General features: G+C 66.8%; 12 protein-coding genes and 1 pseudogene. 7 read left to right on the forward strand and 6 right to left on the reverse strand.

Going from position 1 to position 15,246, the window contains the following annotated elements:
- Nucleotides 1-17 precede the first annotated feature (17 nt).
- Nucleotides 18-1,469, forward strand: coding sequence for an MFS transporter (locus JVX90_RS09100; protein WP_205332017.1), 1,452 nt, complete (start codon nt 18-20; stop codon nt 1,467-1,469).
- Nucleotides 1,470-2,026: 557 nt separating this feature from the next.
- On the opposite strand, the gene JVX90_RS09105 is transcribed toward JVX90_RS09100, so the two are convergent.
- The 3 genes from JVX90_RS09105 to JVX90_RS09115 form a co-directional block, all read right to left on the reverse strand.
- The gene (locus JVX90_RS09105; RefSeq protein ID WP_205332018.1) at nt 2,027-3,007 is read right to left on the reverse strand and encodes a glutathione S-transferase C-terminal domain-containing protein; all 981 of its coding nucleotides are present in this window, start codon (nt 3,005-3,007) and stop codon (nt 2,027-2,029) included.
- A 2-nt stretch (nt 3,008-3,009) separates the two neighbouring features.
- Complete coding sequence (locus tag JVX90_RS09110) at nt 3,010-3,600, reverse strand: hypothetical protein (protein ID WP_205332019.1); 591 nt, start codon at nt 3,598-3,600, stop codon at nt 3,010-3,012.
- Nucleotides 3,601-3,730: 130 nt separating this feature from the next.
- A complete protein-coding gene (locus tag JVX90_RS09115; RefSeq protein WP_205332356.1) occupies nt 3,731-4,198 on the reverse strand; it encodes a M15 family metallopeptidase in 468 nt (155 codons plus the stop codon).
- Nucleotides 4,199-4,438: 240 nt separating this feature from the next.
- On the opposite strand from JVX90_RS09115, the gene JVX90_RS09120 reads away from it, so the two are divergent.
- The 6 genes and pseudogenes from JVX90_RS09120 to JVX90_RS09145 all read left to right on the forward strand — a co-directional run bounded on the left by JVX90_RS09120 (nt 4,439) and on the right by JVX90_RS09145 (nt 11,155).
- Nucleotides 4,439-5,206 (forward strand): GntR family transcriptional regulator, encoded by a 768-nt coding sequence (locus tag JVX90_RS09120; protein ID WP_205332020.1) that lies wholly within the window; start codon nt 4,439-4,441, stop codon nt 5,204-5,206.
- Entirely contained in the window at nt 5,203-5,430 is a 228-nt protein-coding gene (locus JVX90_RS09125) for a ferredoxin family protein (RefSeq protein ID WP_205332021.1), read from the forward strand. Before JVX90_RS09120 ends, JVX90_RS09125 begins: the two co-directional genes overlap by 4 nt.
- Before the next feature lie 50 nt (nt 5,431-5,480).
- Complete coding sequence (locus JVX90_RS09130; RefSeq protein WP_205332022.1) at nt 5,481-6,860, forward strand: ABC transporter substrate-binding protein; 1,380 nt, start codon at nt 5,481-5,483, stop codon at nt 6,858-6,860.
- Between the two features lie 38 nt (nt 6,861-6,898).
- Nucleotides 6,899-7,684: an ABC transporter permease gene (locus JVX90_RS09135; protein ID WP_240194163.1), complete on the forward strand. Its 786-nt coding sequence runs from the start codon at nt 6,899-6,901 to the stop codon at nt 7,682-7,684.
- Nucleotides 7,681-8,435, forward strand: a pseudogene (locus tag JVX90_RS09140) (ABC transporter ATP-binding protein). Before JVX90_RS09135 ends, JVX90_RS09140 begins: the two are co-directional and overlap by 4 nt.
- On the forward strand, nt 8,432-11,155 hold the full coding sequence (locus JVX90_RS09145; protein WP_205332024.1) for a fumarate reductase/succinate dehydrogenase flavoprotein subunit: 2,724 nt from the start codon (nt 8,432-8,434) through the stop codon (nt 11,153-11,155). The pseudogene JVX90_RS09140 and the gene JVX90_RS09145 overlap by 4 nt, the downstream one beginning before the upstream one ends.
- Nucleotides 11,156-11,172: 17 nt before the next feature.
- Here JVX90_RS09145 and JVX90_RS09150 read toward each other — a convergent pair whose 3' ends face one another.
- From JVX90_RS09150 to JVX90_RS09160, 3 genes are all read right to left on the reverse strand, one after another.
- Entirely contained in the window at nt 11,173-12,054 is an 882-nt protein-coding gene (locus JVX90_RS09150; RefSeq protein WP_205332025.1) for a crotonase/enoyl-CoA hydratase family protein, read from the reverse strand.
- A 10-nt stretch (nt 12,055-12,064) separates the two neighbouring features.
- Entirely contained in the window at nt 12,065-14,197 is a 2,133-nt protein-coding gene (helR, locus tag JVX90_RS09155; protein WP_205332026.1) for an RNA polymerase recycling motor ATPase HelR, read from the reverse strand.
- Between the two features lie 96 nt (nt 14,198-14,293).
- Complete coding sequence (locus JVX90_RS09160) at nt 14,294-15,208, reverse strand: LysR family transcriptional regulator (protein WP_240194117.1); 915 nt, start codon at nt 15,206-15,208, stop codon at nt 14,294-14,296.
- Between the last annotated feature and the right edge of the window lie 38 nt (nt 15,209-15,246).

Below are 15,246 nucleotides of genomic sequence, written 5' to 3' on the forward strand. Positions count from 1 at the left end.
CACGGAGAAGGACACCCATGTCACTCGACACCGCACCTGACGAGTCGCCTGAGCAGAACCGCTCGGCACTCCTCGTCGTCGCAGTGCTCTGCTTCGGCGGGCTCGTGGCGTCACTCATGCAGACCCTGATCATCCCGATCCAGCCCGAGCTGCCGACCCTGCTGAGCACCAGCATCGGCAACGCCTCATGGATCATCACGGCGACACTGCTGGCCGCAGCCGTAGCGATGCCGATCGCGGGCCGCCTCGGCGACATGTTCGGCAAGCAGCGAGTGCTCCTCGCGAGCGCCGTCCTCCTGGTCGTCGGCTCACTGATCTGTGCGCTGTCGACATCACTGATCCCGATGATCGCAGGCCGCGCCGTACAGGGCCTCGCAATGGGCTTCGTCCCCGTCGGCATCAGCCTGATGCGTGAGGTCACTCCCCCACGGCTGACCGCCGTCGCGGTCTCCGCGATGAGCGCAACCCTCGGCGTCGGCGGCGCGATCGGATTGCCGCTGTCGGCCTGGATCGCGCAAGATCTCGACTGGCATGCCCTGTTCTGGGTGGCCGCAGGGCTCGCCGTGGTCGTCGCACTGCTCGTCCAGTTCGCCGTCCCGCACATCGACGACGCCGTCGGCGGCCGCTTCGACGGCATCGGAGCCATCGGCCTGACAATCGGCCTCTCGAGCGCTCTCATCGCCATCACCAAGGGCAACGACTGGGGCTGGGGCTCGGGCGCCACCCTCGGATTCCTGCTCGGCGGCATCGCCGTCCTGCTCGTCTGGGGCGCCTTCGAACTGCGTCAGTCCAGCCCGCTCGTCGACCTTCGGACCACTGCCCGTCCGGCCGTGCTCCTGACGAACCTGGCCGCGATCGCCGTCGGCTTCGGCATGATGGCGCAGGCCGTTGTGATGCCGATGCTGATGGAGCTCCCTGAGGCCGCAGGCGGCATGGGGCAGTCGATCCTGCACGCCGGCCTGTGGATGGCGCCCGGCGGACTGATGATGCTGGTGTTCGCACCCGTGTCGGCGTCGATGATGAACAAGTTCGGCGCAAAAGTGACCCTCGCGGTCGGCGCGACCATCCTTGGTGTCGGCTACCTGTGCGCCTACTTCCTGATGAACGCGCCGTGGCAGTTGGCTCTCGCCTCGGTGATCGGTTCGGCGGGTGTCGGTATCGGCTACGCCGCCATGCCTACTCTGATCATGGGCGCCGTCCCGATGACCGAGATGGGCGCGGCCGTCGGCCTCAACGGACTGATGCGTTCCATCGGCACCACCCTGTCGTCCGCCGTCATGGCCGTGATCCTGACCAGTTCCACATTCACGCTGGGCGTCAAGGAGGTCCCGACGAACGACGCGTTCAAGTGGTGCTTCCTGATCGGTGCGATCGCCGCATTCGTCGGCGTCGCCATCACCCTCGCCATTCCCGCCGTCAAGAAGCTGAAGCAGGACGACGTTCCGGTCAAGGACGAAGCGCTCGTCTGACGCCTTCGCGGCCCTCACTGACGAACGCTGCGCTCCTCGACACAGATCGACACTTCATTGACAAACGCGGCCTCTATGGAGGCCGCGTTTGTCAATGAAGGTCGCGACGGTGTTGAGCCGGTCTTCTGTGTGACACGTCAACTCCCTTCGGGAGCGTTGCCAAATGCGCTAAGACGACGGCACGCGCCACAGCAAGCACAAATCCGCACGTCCCCTCTGGTCACGGCATCTCTTGAGCCGCTCAAAGCACGCCTTTTCGCCGCCGCGACCCTCAACGACAAACGCGGCCTTCAGGAAGGCCGCGTTTGTCGTTTGAGCGTCGGTTTGCATCAAAGAGTGCAGCGTTGGTCTGCAAGCCTGATGGCAGACCTGCCCCTTGAGCGAACCTGCCAACCTGCTCCTTGAGCGAGCTCTCATTCCTGCTCCTTGAGCGAGCTTGCGAGTCGAAAGGTGTTGCTGCAAAGGACCTTTCGACTCGCTCCGCTCGCTCAAGGAGCAGGGGAACGATCCGCTCGCTCAAGGAGCAGGGGGACGATCCGCTCAAGGAGCAGGAGAGGCTAGACCAGCGGGGCCGGAGCGGTGCCGCGGCCGAAGGGCGAACCGCCGAGCGCTTCGCGGCCGTGCGGATCGGCCCAGTTCGCGAGGTCGGGGCCCTTCGGGACGATTCCCGACGGGTTGATGTCGCGATGCACCTCGTAGTAGTGCGATTTGATGTGGTCGAAGTTCGTCGAATCTCCGAAGCCCGGCGTCTGGAACAAGTCGCGAGCGTACGCCCACAGCACCGGCATCTCCGACAGCTTCGCTCGGTTGCATTTGAAGTGGCCGTGGTACACCGGATCGAACCGGGCGAGCGTGGTGAAGAGACGGATGTCGGCCTCGGTGATCGTGTCGCCGACGAGGTAACGCTGGGTCTTCAGCCGATCGCTGAGCCAGTCCAGGCGAGAGAACAGTTGATCATAGGCGGCGTCGTACGACTCCTGCGAGCCTGCGAATCCGCACCGGTAGACGCCGTTGTTGACGTCGCGATACACGAGTTTGTTCACCTCGTCGATCTCGGTCCGGAGATCTTCCGGGTACAGGTCCGGCGCCCCCTCGCGGTGGAAGTCGGTCCACTCGAGCGAGAAGTCGATGGTCATCTGCGGGAAGTTGTTCGTGACGACGGCTCCCGTCGGAACGTCGACGATCGCCGGCACCGTGATCCCCTTCTCGTAGCCGGGGACTCGGGCGAAGTAGGCGTCCTGCAGCCGCGGGATCTGCAGCACCGGATCGAGGTGTCCCGGATCGAGGTCGAACGTCCACGACCGACTGTCGTGCGTCGGTCCGCACACGCCCATGCTGATCGCGTTCTCCAGGCCGAGGAGACGCCGGACGATGATCGTCCGGTTCGCCCACGGACATGCGTAGGAGACGACGAGGCGATACCGGCCGGCCTCCACCGGGTAGCCGTCTGCCCCGTCACGCGTGATCCGCGTCTCGATGTAGCGCGTGTCCCGCTCGTACGGCTGGTTCGCCTCGACGTACGTGCCCTGCTCTGCCATTCCTATGCCATCCCTTCGAATGCTCGGCCGAGTTCCACGTCGACATCGATGAGTCGTGCCTTCTTGACCTCGGGCTTGTCGACCTCGTCGGCGACGAAGCGCGCGATCACGCGCCGGATCTCGTCGTCGACCTGCGCGAGGTAGCGGATTATCGATCCGCGGATGTTGTGGGAAGCGACGTCGACGAAGACGTCGCGCGGCCTAGGCGTCTCGACCTCGATACGCAGTTGGAGCGGTTCGGCGCACCGGACGGCGAGCGGCAACGTGACCAGACCGTCGACGTCGTAACGGATGCGGTCGACCTTGAGGTCGACGACCAGACCGATCGACAGCGGAAGCTTCACCGTGAACGTGATCGTGTCCGCGACTTGCCGGGTGATCTCCGGCTCGTCGATCTTGACGTTGGCCTGGACCTTGACCACACCACCGGGCCCGGCGGCGATCGGGCCCACCTGGAACTCCTCACCGGCGATCGCCGTGAAAGCGGCACCGATACGAGCCTCGGTCACTGCGACCTCGAAGAAGCGCCTGCCGAACTGCTCGTACGTCAGGTACGCACGGCCGTCATCGGTGGACTCGACCGGGGCACTCACCTGGACGACCTCACTGACTTCGCCTGTCACTTCTTCGGAAACCACGTTCTCGGGCACCATTACATCGTGCCGCATCTGCGAGGGAATCGCCTACCTCGCTATGCCACCCTCAGCGGCGGCGCGCACTCACCTAGCGCTTACTCGCGTCCGGGACGCGAGGTCCGCACCGGACGCCGGGCACCGTGGTGAACTCGAAATGCCACCACTCATTGTCGAAGGTCCGACACAGTCCGTATCGAAACCCGTGCCGTTCGAGCCACGCGGCTCCCTGCCGCGGTCCCACGTCGATCGCACGGCCTGTCACATGGGTCGACCTCGACGGAGGAAGCACCCACCTACTCGCGGCGGCGGCACTGCCGTAGCGGCGGACGCCCTCGCGCCACATCCGGTCCTGTTCGCCCCACGAGCGCTTGCCCGACGTGATGTGCATGGGTGTCCCGGCCCGCTGCGCGTCCGAGCGCGCCACCGTGTAGGCGATCGCGAGCTGCGGCGTCAATCCGGCAGTGCCCGGCGCGAGCCGTACTCCCAGCACGTTCGCGGCCGGTTCGGCCGCTGCCGATCCGGCGTGGGCCGTGAAGAGCAGTCCGACCGCCGCCATCACCGCACATGTTCCAGCACGCTTCATGGGGTCGACGTTACCGAGACCGACGGACTTTCGCGCGCACTGACTTCAATTCGCGCCCACCTCGGCCGGGTGGCGCAATCACCCTGACCGATCCGGATAACCGCAGTTCATGCGGTGTCCGGCCGGCTCACGGCATGGCGGGTTCGGCGGGGCGCGAGCGACGTGCCCGCCGTCCATCAGGACCTCTGTCGAAACGCCCATAGGCTCCCTCCCATGCCGATCACGACTGACCCCCGCCGACGCCGGGCCGACGACGCACGCGTTGTCGCCGACGTGTTGCGGCGCGAGATCGACCGAGGCGACCGGACCGGTGCACTCGACGAGAACGCGTTGGCCGCGGAGTTCGACGTGTCCCGCAACGCCGTTCGTGACGCACTCGGTCTGCTCTCCGCTCAAGGCCAGATCGATCGGGCACCACGGGTCGGAACTCACGTCGTGCGCCGAAAAGTCGAGCACGGCATCGATGAACTCCGTGGACTCAAAGAGACCCTGCTCGGACACGGCGACGTCCGCAACGAGATCCGCGTCGCGACGGTGCTCCGCGCTCCGGTCGCAGTCGCTCATCGCCTGCACCTCACGCCGGGAGACGACGTGGTGTACATCGAACGACTCCGCTACCTCGACGACGAACCCGTCAGCCTCGACCTCACGTATCTGACGCCCGACGTCGGGATACCCCTCCTCGATCACGACATCGAGAACACAGACGTCTTCGTCCTGCTCGAAGTGGTGTCCGGCGAGCGCCTCCATTCGGCCGAGCAGAGTGTCGAGGCAGCCAACGCCGATCCGCACTCTGCGGCCAACCTCGACGTCCCGCCCGGTACCGCCGTCCTCCTCATGGAACGGCTCACTCGCCTCGGGCAGAACGCTCGCCCCGTCGATCTCGAGTACCTGCGGATACGAAGTGACCGGATCAGTCTGCACGCCACCGCATTCCGCGACACACCAACGACCATCCCTTTGATCGGAGATTCCCGATGAGCCTTGTCAACAACCGCACTGATGTGCCGGTGACGATCGACGAGTCGCTGTGCATCGACGGCTGCACCCTCTGCGTCGAGGTCTGTCCCCTCGACTCCCTCGCCATCAATCCCGAGTCCGGCAAGGCCTTCATGCACGTCGACGAATGCTGGTACTGCGGCCCGTGCGCCATCCGGTGCCCCACCGGCGCAGTCACCGTCAACATGCCCTATCTGCTGCGCTGACGCGCACCGTACGTTCTCCAACCGCTCCCCTCACAGCCCCGAGGTCTCCCATGCCAAGATTTCGTCCTGCCGTCGCGGCCGCCGTCGCCGCCTTGATCGCCGCGTCCACGGCTGCCTGCTCACTCTCTCCCGAAGCCGACGGCGATTCGACGGTCGTGGTCGTCGGCTATCAGTCGAAGACGATCAACACAGTCACCGCGGGCACGCTGCTTCGTTCGCGCGGAGACTTCGAACGCAGGCTCGACGACGTCACGAAGCGAACCGGCACGAAGTACACCGTGCGGTGGGAGGACTACGACACGGGCGCGCCGATCACCACGGGCATGATCGCGGGCAAGATCGACCTCGGCTCGATGGGTGATTACCCGTTGCTCATCAACGGCTCACGCGCCAACGGCAACCCGGCGACTGCCACATCGATCCTGTCGGTGACCGGGTCATCGCCGAAGGGATCACTGAACATGGTGGTCACCGCACCCGATTCACCGATCTCGTCGATCCGCGACCTCGGCGGCAAGCGGGTGTCGGCGAGTGTCGGGTCCGCAGGTCACGGCACTCTGCTGGCCGGCTTGTCGAATGCCCACATCCCCGTCGACGACGTCGAGGTCAGCAACCAGCAGCCGCAAGTCGGCGCATCGGCCCTGGAGAGCGGAAAGGTCGACGCCCTCGCCCAGTTCGTCGCATGGCCCGGTCTCCTCGTCTTCCAGAACAAGGCCAAGCTGATCTACGACGGCGCGCAGTCCGGCCGTCCCACCCTCCACGGCACCATCACACGCAACGCTTTCGCCAAGGACAATCCCGACGTGGTCGAGGCGTTCCTTCAAGCACAGTTGGACGCGACGAAGGCTCTGGTCAGAGATCCCCTCGAGGCAGCGCGTGAGGTCGCCGAAGCGAGTGGCCTCCCCGCCGAGGTGGTGTACCTCTACAACGGCCCCGGAGGCACCGACTTCAACCCGGCGCTCAAGCCGAACCTGGTCGACGCGCTGACTGCCGACACGCCGTATCTCGAGTCGATCGGCAAGTTCCCGAACCCCGTCGACCTCGGAACCTTCGTCGACGACAAGCCGCTGCGCGCAGCGGCCGGCGCGACGGGCACTGACTACCCGGCGCTCCTGGCCCGCACCGGCAACGATTCCACGGCGGTCGGCGAAGTGTGGTACTCGGGTTCGACGACGACCAAGGTCGACGACGCGACCGCAGTCCTGCGCCTGGTCCGAGCAGCGCGCGTTGCTAAGAAGACCGTGACGGCCGCGTACATCACCGACGCCCTCGTCGGCACCCGGTGGTTCGCGGACCACGCTGTCTGGCTCAAGGACGGCGGCGTGTTCCACGCATTCACCACCGCAGACAACGCAGCCGCCTGGAGGTCCACCCACCCGACCGCCACGCCTGTGACGTACGCCGAGGCTCTCGCACAGGTTCAGTCGTGACTGCCTCGGCCGTCTCCGCCCGGCGGACGGCGACCGCGGTGGGCCTGCGCGACGCGGGACGCTGGGCGCTGCGGATCTCGGCAGTCCTGGTCGCCGTGAGCGTCTGGCAGCTCCTGGCGGCCAACAACGTCGTTCTCTGGTTGCACTTCGACACCGTCCCGTCGCCGATCGAGGTCCTCGACGCGTGGGGCGACCGCCTCGGAACACGCGCCTACTACCTCGACATCGGGCAGTCACTCGTCCGGATCGGTACGGGCTTCATCCTCGCCGGCGGCGTCGGTGTACCGCTCGGAATCGCGCTCGGCAGGTCCAGGCTCGCGGGTGACACCCTCGGCACCCTGACCGAGTTGGCGCGACCGATCCCGGCGATCGCCCTGGTACCGATAGCGATCCTGGTGTTCCCGAGCGATGAGGCGGGAATGGTGTTCATCACCTTCGTCGCCGCCCTGTTCCCGATCGTCGTGTCGACGCGGCACGCGGTCAGAGCACTCCCGACGATCTGGGAGGAGTCGGTGCTGACCATGGGCGGGACACGACGTGACGTTGTGCTCCGAGTGATCCTGCCCGGCATAACGCCAGGGGTGTTCGGCGGTCTGTCCGTCGGAATCGGCGTCGCCTGGATCTGCCTGATCTCGGCGGAGATGATCTCCGGCCGTCTCGGAATCGGGTACCAGACCTGGCAGAGCTACACGGTGGTCGACTACCCGGGTGTCTTCGTCGGAATGTTCACGATCGCCGCCCTCGGCGCCTTCACATCGGGCGCCATCGAACTGATCGGCCGCCGGGTCACCGGCTGGCTTCCTCGAGGAGAGAGGCCCTCATGAGCACGGCAATCGACATCAACGGCCTCACGTTGCGCCACGGCGACCGGATCGTCGTCGATCGACTCTCACTGGCGATCCGGCAGGTCAGATCCTGGTCGTCACCGGCCCGTCCGGCTGCGGAAAGTCGACATTGTTGCGCGCTGTCGCAGGACTGCGCCCCATCGACGGCGGCGCCATCACAGCGGACGGCGAGCCCGTTGTGGGAACGTCGAGGGACCGCGCGATGGTCTTCCAGGACGACGCGCTGCATCCCTGGCGGACAGTCCGCCGGAACATCACGCTCGCACTGGGCCTGCGCGGAGTGCCACGGGCCGAGCGCTCCGCAGAGGCGAATCGGTGGATCGACGAGATCGGTCTCGACGAGTTCGCGGATCATCTGCCGCGCGAACTGTCCGGAGGGATGCGGCAGCGTGTCCAACTGGCACGCGGCCTGGCCGGCGCACCGCGCACGGTTCTCATGGACGAACCCTTCGGCGCCCTCGACGCGCAGACCCGGCAGTCGATGCAGCAACTGTTGATCCGCACACTGCGCGCGCATCCGGCGACCATCATATTCGTCACTCACGACATCGACGAAGCCGTGCTGCTCGGCGACCGGATCGTCGTGCTCGATCACGCGGGCCGCGGGATCCGCCGGATCGTCGACGTGCCGCACCCCCGCTCGGCGTCCGTCGCCAACCAGTCCGCTCGCGACGAGGCGGCCGACGCCCTCGCCAGCGGTGCACTTCTGAGAGAAAGGGTCGTCGCATGACCACCCCGACCACTGCCGAGGCGTTCAGCGCCCCCGACATCACCGACGCGATCCGACTCGACTGCGATGTGCTCGTGGTCGGTGGCGGCACGGCGGGTTCGATGGCGGCGCTCACTGCGGCGGAGAACGGCGCACAAGTCCTGCTGCTGGAGAAGGCGCACGTCCGTCACTCGGGAGCACTCGCCATGGGCATGGACGGCGTCAACAACGCGGTGATCCCGGGCAAGGCCACACCCGAGGACTACGTCGCCGAGATCACCCGCGCCAACGACGGGATCGTGGATCAGAAGACTGTCTATCAGACGGCGACGCGGGGCTTCGGCATGATCTCGCGGCTCGAACGGTACGGCGTGAAGTTCGAGAAGGACGAGTACGGCGAGTATGCGGTGCGCCGAGTGCACAGGTCCGGGTCATACGTGCTGCCCATGCCGGAAGGACGCGACGTCAAGAAGGTTCTCTACCGGGTGCTCCGACGACGAGACATGCGCGAGAAGATCACCATCGAGAATCGCCTGATGCCTGTACGAGTCCTCACCGAGAACGGACGCGCCATCGGCGCCGTGGCTCTGCACACGCGGACCGGTGAGTTCTACGTGATCGCCGCGAAGTCGGTGATCCTTGCAACCGGCCCGTGCGGTCGGCTCGGCCTCCCCGCATCGGGATACCTGTACGGGACCTACGAGAACCCGACAAACGCAGGCGACGGCTACTCGATGGCGTACCACGCGGGCGCCGAACTCAGCGGGATCGAGTGCTTCCAGATCAATCCCCTGATCAAGGACTACAACGGGCCGGCCTGCGCCTATGTCGCCAACCCGTTCGGCGGCTACCAGGTGAACGCTGACGGTGATCGGTTCGTCGACTCCGACTACTGGTCGGGCGACATGATGACCGAGGTGGTCCGTGAGATCGACTCCGCGCGCGGACCGATCTATCTCAAGGTGTCTCATCTGCCCACGGAGACGATCAACACGCTCGAATCGATTCTGCACACCACCGAACGGCCGACTCGCGGCACGTTCCACGCCAACCGCGGTCACAGCTATCACACGCATGACATCGAGATGCACGTCTCCGAGATCGGGTTGTGCAGCGGACACTCGGCGTCTGGTGTGTGGGTCGATGAGAACGGTGCGACCTCGGTCGACGGGCTCTACGCGGCGGGCGACCTCGCATGCGTCCCGCACAACTATATGATCGGCGCCTTCGTGTTCGGCGAGCTCACCGGCCGCCACGCCAGTGAGCGGGCCAAGGACGTCGAGGCGCCCGCCGAACTTCCTGCAGGGCAGATCGCGGACGCTCACGAACTGATCTACCGGCCGCTGCGGAATCCGGACGGTCCCCCGCAGCCGCAGGTGGAGTACAAGCTTCGCCGGTTCGTCAACGACTACGTCGCTCCGCCCAAGACGTCGAACAAGCTCGGAATCGCCATCGAGACGTTCGAACGCATGAAGAGCGAGATCGCGGAGATGGGGGCTCGGACACCCCATGAGTTGATGCGCTGCGCGGAGGTCACGTTCATCCGCGACTGCGCCGAGTTCGCGGCCCGGAGTTCGCTGACGCGCACCGAGAGCCGGTGGGGCCTCTATCACCAGCGCGACGACCTGACGGAACGTGACGACGCCGCGTGGGGCTACCACTTGAACCTGCGGAAGTCTCCGACGGGTGAGATGGAGTTCCTCGGGCGTCCCGTCGCCCCGTATCTGGTGCCGGTCGACGGCCTCGATCATCTGCCGCCGGAGGACCGCGCGGTGATCTCGATCGAGCAGCCGACCGTGCACGTCGGTCCACGCGACGGATTGTCTACAGTCGGGTCGACACGTCCGGTCGCGAGTCCCGGCGCGCCGCCCACACCTCGCGAGCCCCTGTCACCGCGGATCGCCGAGCTCGTTCAGATGGAGGCGCCGACACTCGACGAACTCGCCGGATATCTCGACGACGCCGACGCTCCGGTCCGACGGACCGCCGTCGCGACCCTCACCGAGCACACCCCGGACGGATTCGAGAGGGCCCTCGCCGCGGTGCTCGGGGACGACGACGCGGGCGTCCGCCGGTCCGCCGTCGACGCGCTTCGCGAGCTGGTGGAGGTCCTCGCCGGCAAGCCCGAATTCGTCGACACGCTGACCGTCGCCGCGGCCTCGCACGATCACCTCGTCCGGGCAGGCGTACTCGACCTGCTTCGCTCGCTGAAGGCCGCCGACGTCGAGTTCTTCAGTCGGTTCCTGCACGACCGGCACCACCGGGTCCGCATCGAAGCGATACGGGGCCTCGTGTCGTTGGACGCCCACGCACCCATCTCCGTCGCCGCCGCCGACCCCGACCGAGAAGTCAGAGTCGTCGCGGCGCAGGGCCTGGAGACGGTCGGCGCGGGAGTGGAGACTCTGCGAACACTCGCAGTCGACGTCGATCCGCTGGTCCGCGCCGCCGCGCTCGCCGCTTTGTCCACACTCGGCGACGCCGACGTCGACAGTGCGCTGCTCCGCAAAGCGCTGAAGGACAGCGCGTGGCAGGTCCGCAAGGGCGCCGCGACCGGTCTTGCCGTCGCGCCGGGCCCCGAGTCGGCTGCTGCGCTGGCCTCGCTCGTCTCGGATCCGCACGGCGACGTCCGCAAAGCAGCGGTGCAGACGCTCCGACCGTGGGCGGACGATCCGACTGTCGCCGAGCTGCTGGTACTCGCGCGGTCCGACGAGGACGCCGACGTTCGTGCCGCCGCACGCTGACGGAGACCGCGACCGCCCTAGTGAGGTTCGCCCGCCCATTCGGCGTAGAACGGCGGCATCTGCGACGCGCGCGAGGTGAAGTCGGGCGTTCGCTTCTCCACGAATGCACGGACGCCTTCGTCGCCGTCCGCGATGCTCGTGTAGAACATCGCGAGCGAGTCGACGCGGTGAGCGTCCGCCGGGTCGGGCGCCGCGGAGTTGCGGAGCAGCATCTGCCGCATCAACGCCACCGACACCGGCGAGCGGCCCTTTGTCCACGCATCGGCGAGCGCGCGCGCCTGCACGAGCAGGTCATCGGGTTCGTGCACACTCTGCACCAGCCCGACCTCCTTCGCGGCCGCCGCGTCGAGGATGTCCGCGCGATACACGAGGTCGAGTGCTGCGGGCATCCCGACGATGCGTGGCAGGAACCAGGTCGAGCACGCTTCCGGCACGATGCCGAGCCTGCCGAACACAAACCCGATGCGGCCCTTCGTCGACACCAGCCGCGCATCCATGGGGAGCGTCATCGTCGCGCCGATACCCACCGCGGCACCGTTGATCGCGGCGATGACTGGCTTTCGACACGCATGGATCGCGAGGGTCACCCGACCGCCGGTGTCCCGGATCCGTTCGAGCGAAGGGTCGTCGAGGTCGGTCATGTCCCGGAGCGTCGGTGTGGCCGACTCGTCGAGACCGAACACGTTTCCGTCGCTCGCCAGATCCATGCCAGCACAGAACGCCCGACCGTCGCCGGTCACGATCACCGCACGCACCGAGTCGTCGGTGTTCACGGACGTGAATGTGTACTCGAGTTCGTTCGCCATCTCGACGGTGAACGCGTTGAGGTTGTCCGGGCGGCTCAGATGGACGGTGAGGATGCCGTCGTCGAGGTCGTGCCCGATCGTCGTGAAGTCCATGACCTGGACCCTATCGAAGGATCACGAGTTCGCGGGTCGAGCGCGTCATGGCGACGTACCTGTCGACGGCTCCTGCGATCTCCGTTCCGAACTGCTCGGGCTGCACGAGGACGACGAGGTCGAATTCGAGTCCCTTCGCGGTGACCGGCGTCAACGTTCGAACGCGCGGGTCGGAGACGGGGGCGGTTGCGCCGATGACACACACGGTCCCGTCGTTGTCGGCGAGCCACGCGGTGACGATGGTGTCCAGGTCTGTCGCGACGCCGAATCTGACCGGCTCCCCCGACGCCCGGACAGCTGTCGGAACGCGTGCGTCGTGCAAGGCTGCCGTGATCTCCGGTCCGGCGACCGCCATGATCTCCGCCGGCGTCCGATAGTTGACGGTGAGTGTGCGGGTTGTGATCTCGCCGAGCGCGGCGCGAGTCAGTCCGACGCGCCGGAAGCGTTCCTCCCACGATTCGGTGAATCCGTCGCGTGCCTGCGCGCGGTCCCCGACGATCGTCATGCTGCCCGAGGGGCACCGGGCGATCAGCATCTGCCACTGGGCGTCCGACAGTTCCTGTGCCTCGTCGACGACGATGTGCGCGAATGGGCCGGCGAGCGCATCCGGCTCCGCTCGATACAGGTCCGAGTCGTCGACGATCACTCCCGCGATGTCCTCGGCGCGGAGCATGGTCACGAGACTCCCTGCGTCGTCGGCCGCGTCGATGAGGTCGTCGACGACGCTGTCCATCACCCGGCGACGTTCGGCGCTCTCGGTTCTCGCCGCGGCGGCGCGGCGGGCGGCCCCCGAGTCGCCGAGCCGGCGGGCCGCGGCGTCGAGCAGTGGGACGTCCTCGGCTGTCCAGGCCTTCGGGTCGTCGCGTTGCAGGAGGCCGATCTCGTCTCCACTGAGCTCGGGCGCGCATCGACGCAGGTAGGCGGGCACACTCCACAGGTCTGAGACCAGATCCTCGGGTTCGATGAGCGGCCACACCCTGCCGATCGCACGATGCAGATCAGCGTTGCGGGACAGCTCGGCCCGCACGACGCCCGCATCGGCGTTGTCGGAGATCGTGTCGACGAGAATGTCGAGCACCGCGGCCCAGAGGTCTCCGCGGGCTTCGTTGTGCAGGGTCCCCGGCGGGACGGCGGCTATCGCTTCTGCCCAATCGGCGGGGCTCATCCAGAAATCGCCGTAGTCGGTGTCGATGTCCGTGCCGTCGCGTGGTGGCTCCTCGTAGAACGCCACAGCCGGTTCGATCGCCTCGACCATCGCGGTCTTCGACTTGAGCGCGGTGACACGTGGATCAGCGTCGGCGGGGTAGCGCTCTCCACCGTCGACGGTCTCGGCGAGTGTGCAGGCGGTGACACCCTCCTCGCCGAGACTCGGCAGCACGTCTGAGATGTACGCGAGATACGGGCGGTGCGGTCCGACGATCAGGAGCCGCCCACGGCCTCCCTGCAGGCGGGGATCGGAGTACAGCAGGTACGCGGCGCGGTGGAGCGCGACGACGGTCTTGCCGGTACCCGGCCCACCGTCCACCAGCAGCACCCCTCGCGACGAGGCACGTATCGCCGCGTCTTGATCGGCGGCGATGGTTCCGAGCACCGACTGCATCGTGGACGACCTGCTCGCGCCGAGGCTCGCGATGAACGCCGACTGCGCGTCCAGCGCCGCCGATGCGGTGTCGTCGCCGGTGAATCTCTCGTCCCAGTAGTCGACGATCGAACCTGAGGCCCACCGATAGTGACGCCGGTTCGACAGTCCGCGGGGATCGGCGAGGGTCGCGGCGAAGAACGGCGCGGCATCGGGTGTGCGCCAGTCGACCAGAAGCGTCGTGCCGTCGGCGTCGCTCAGGCCGATCCGCCCGATGTAGACGGGTTCGCCGTCACGCGGGTCGATCCGGCCGAGCACCACATCGGCGCCGAGCCGAGACAACGTCCGCAGGCGGGTCTCGAGCCGGCGGATCTCCAGGTCTCGTTCCACACCGGCACCGCCGCGCAGGTCGGTGAGACGGCGTGCCGCCGACAGTTCGTCCTTTGTCCGGGTGGTCTGCTCAACGATCCGGGCGGCGACCCTCGACAGGTGAGCGATGTCGGCTTCGATGAGGCCGGGCGCGCCTTTGGCGGCGGCGGAAAGTCGGAAAACAGTGCTGGTCACAGAGCCCTCTCGTCGGTGAGTGGACCATTGTGCACCCGCCACGGGGCCTTGCGGCAAGCCCACCTCCAGAGGTTATGGTGGAAGGGGAAGGAGCGGTCAGCGCACTGTGGTCGCGAGCAGTTCGGCCAATGCCGTGAGTTGAGGCGCCGCCGCATCCGCCCGCCACATGAGTCCAAGACGGCTCGTGTTCTCCAGCCCCCGCACCGGAATGAACCGGACGTCCGACCTCGGGTTGTACTCGATGTACGCCCGGCAGACGAGCATCGCGTGGTCACCGGTCGCGGCCAGCACCAGCCCCTGCTGCATGCTTGTCACACCCGTCGTGGACACGATCGGAAGCCCCTTGGGGGTGACGACCGGGGTGTGCACCAGCTTCCAGTGCTCGGGCGCGTCGCCGTCGCGGTGCAGCATGTCGAGGACCGCGAGGTCTTCGACGTCGATCGCCTCTCGATCAGCGAAGGTGTGCCCGCGACCGACGGCCACGAGTCGATCCTGCGCCGGGAACTCGAACCCGATGACGAGTCGGTCGTCGTCGGAGGGCAGTTCGACGATGGCGGCGTCGACATCGCCTGCGAGCAGTGCGGTGAACGGTGACCCCAGTGGCAGATCGACACTGTGCACACGTACTCCGTGAGTTCTGCGGAGTTCCAGGAAGGCCGCCGTCACCTGCTCGTACACCATCCCGCTGAACCCGATCCTGACCTCCTCGAGGGCGCCGCGCATCGCGCGGTCGCGGGCACGTCGGAAGGTCGTCAGGAGCCCGGCGTATGCGGGTGTCACCTCGTCGACGAACTGCTCGCCGACGCGTGTGAGCGCCACCCGCCTGCTGGTGCGTTCGACGAGCCGTGCCCCCACTCGCTGTTCGAGTTGACCGATCAGTTGACTCACACGCGACTGCGAGTAGCCGAGCCGTTCCGCGGTGCGGCCGAAGTGGAGTTCGTCGGCGAGCGTGATCAGGCACTCGATCTGCTGCACGTTCACCTGGTGCATCGTCGGTTGGCGTGAGGTCATATCGATCACTTTAAGTGATCGATCAGTGAGAGAGTCGG

The sequence above is a fragment of the Gordonia sp. PDNC005 genome (assembly GCF_016919385.1).
Classification (GTDB): domain Bacteria; phylum Actinomycetota; class Actinomycetes; order Mycobacteriales; family Mycobacteriaceae; genus Gordonia.

Bases quoted from the DNA above. Each gene is read 5' to 3' on its own strand.
- JVX90_RS09100 (WP_205332017.1), top strand. From the start codon at position 18: ATGTCACTCGACACCGCACCTGACGAGTCGCCTGAGCAGAACCGCTCG.
- JVX90_RS09105 (WP_205332018.1), bottom strand. From the start codon at position 3,007: ATGGCAGAGCAGGGCACGTACGTCGAGGCGAACCAGCCGTACGAGCGG.
- JVX90_RS09115 (WP_205332356.1), bottom strand. From the start codon at position 4,198: ATGGCGGCGGTCGGACTGCTCTTCACGGCCCACGCCGGATCGGCAGCG.
- JVX90_RS09120 (WP_205332020.1), top strand. From the start codon at position 4,439: ATGCCGATCACGACTGACCCCCGCCGACGCCGGGCCGACGACGCACGC.
- JVX90_RS09125 (WP_205332021.1), top strand. From the start codon at position 5,203: ATGAGCCTTGTCAACAACCGCACTGATGTGCCGGTGACGATCGACGAG.
- JVX90_RS09130 (WP_205332022.1), top strand. From the start codon at position 5,481: ATGCCAAGATTTCGTCCTGCCGTCGCGGCCGCCGTCGCCGCCTTGATC.
- JVX90_RS09145 (WP_205332024.1), top strand. From the start codon at position 8,432: ATGACCACCCCGACCACTGCCGAGGCGTTCAGCGCCCCCGACATCACC.
- JVX90_RS09150 (WP_205332025.1), bottom strand. From the start codon at position 12,054: ATGGACTTCACGACGATCGGGCACGACCTCGACGACGGCATCCTCACC.
- JVX90_RS09160 (WP_240194117.1), bottom strand. From the start codon at position 15,208: ATGACCTCACGCCAACCGACGATGCACCAGGTGAACGTGCAGCAGATC.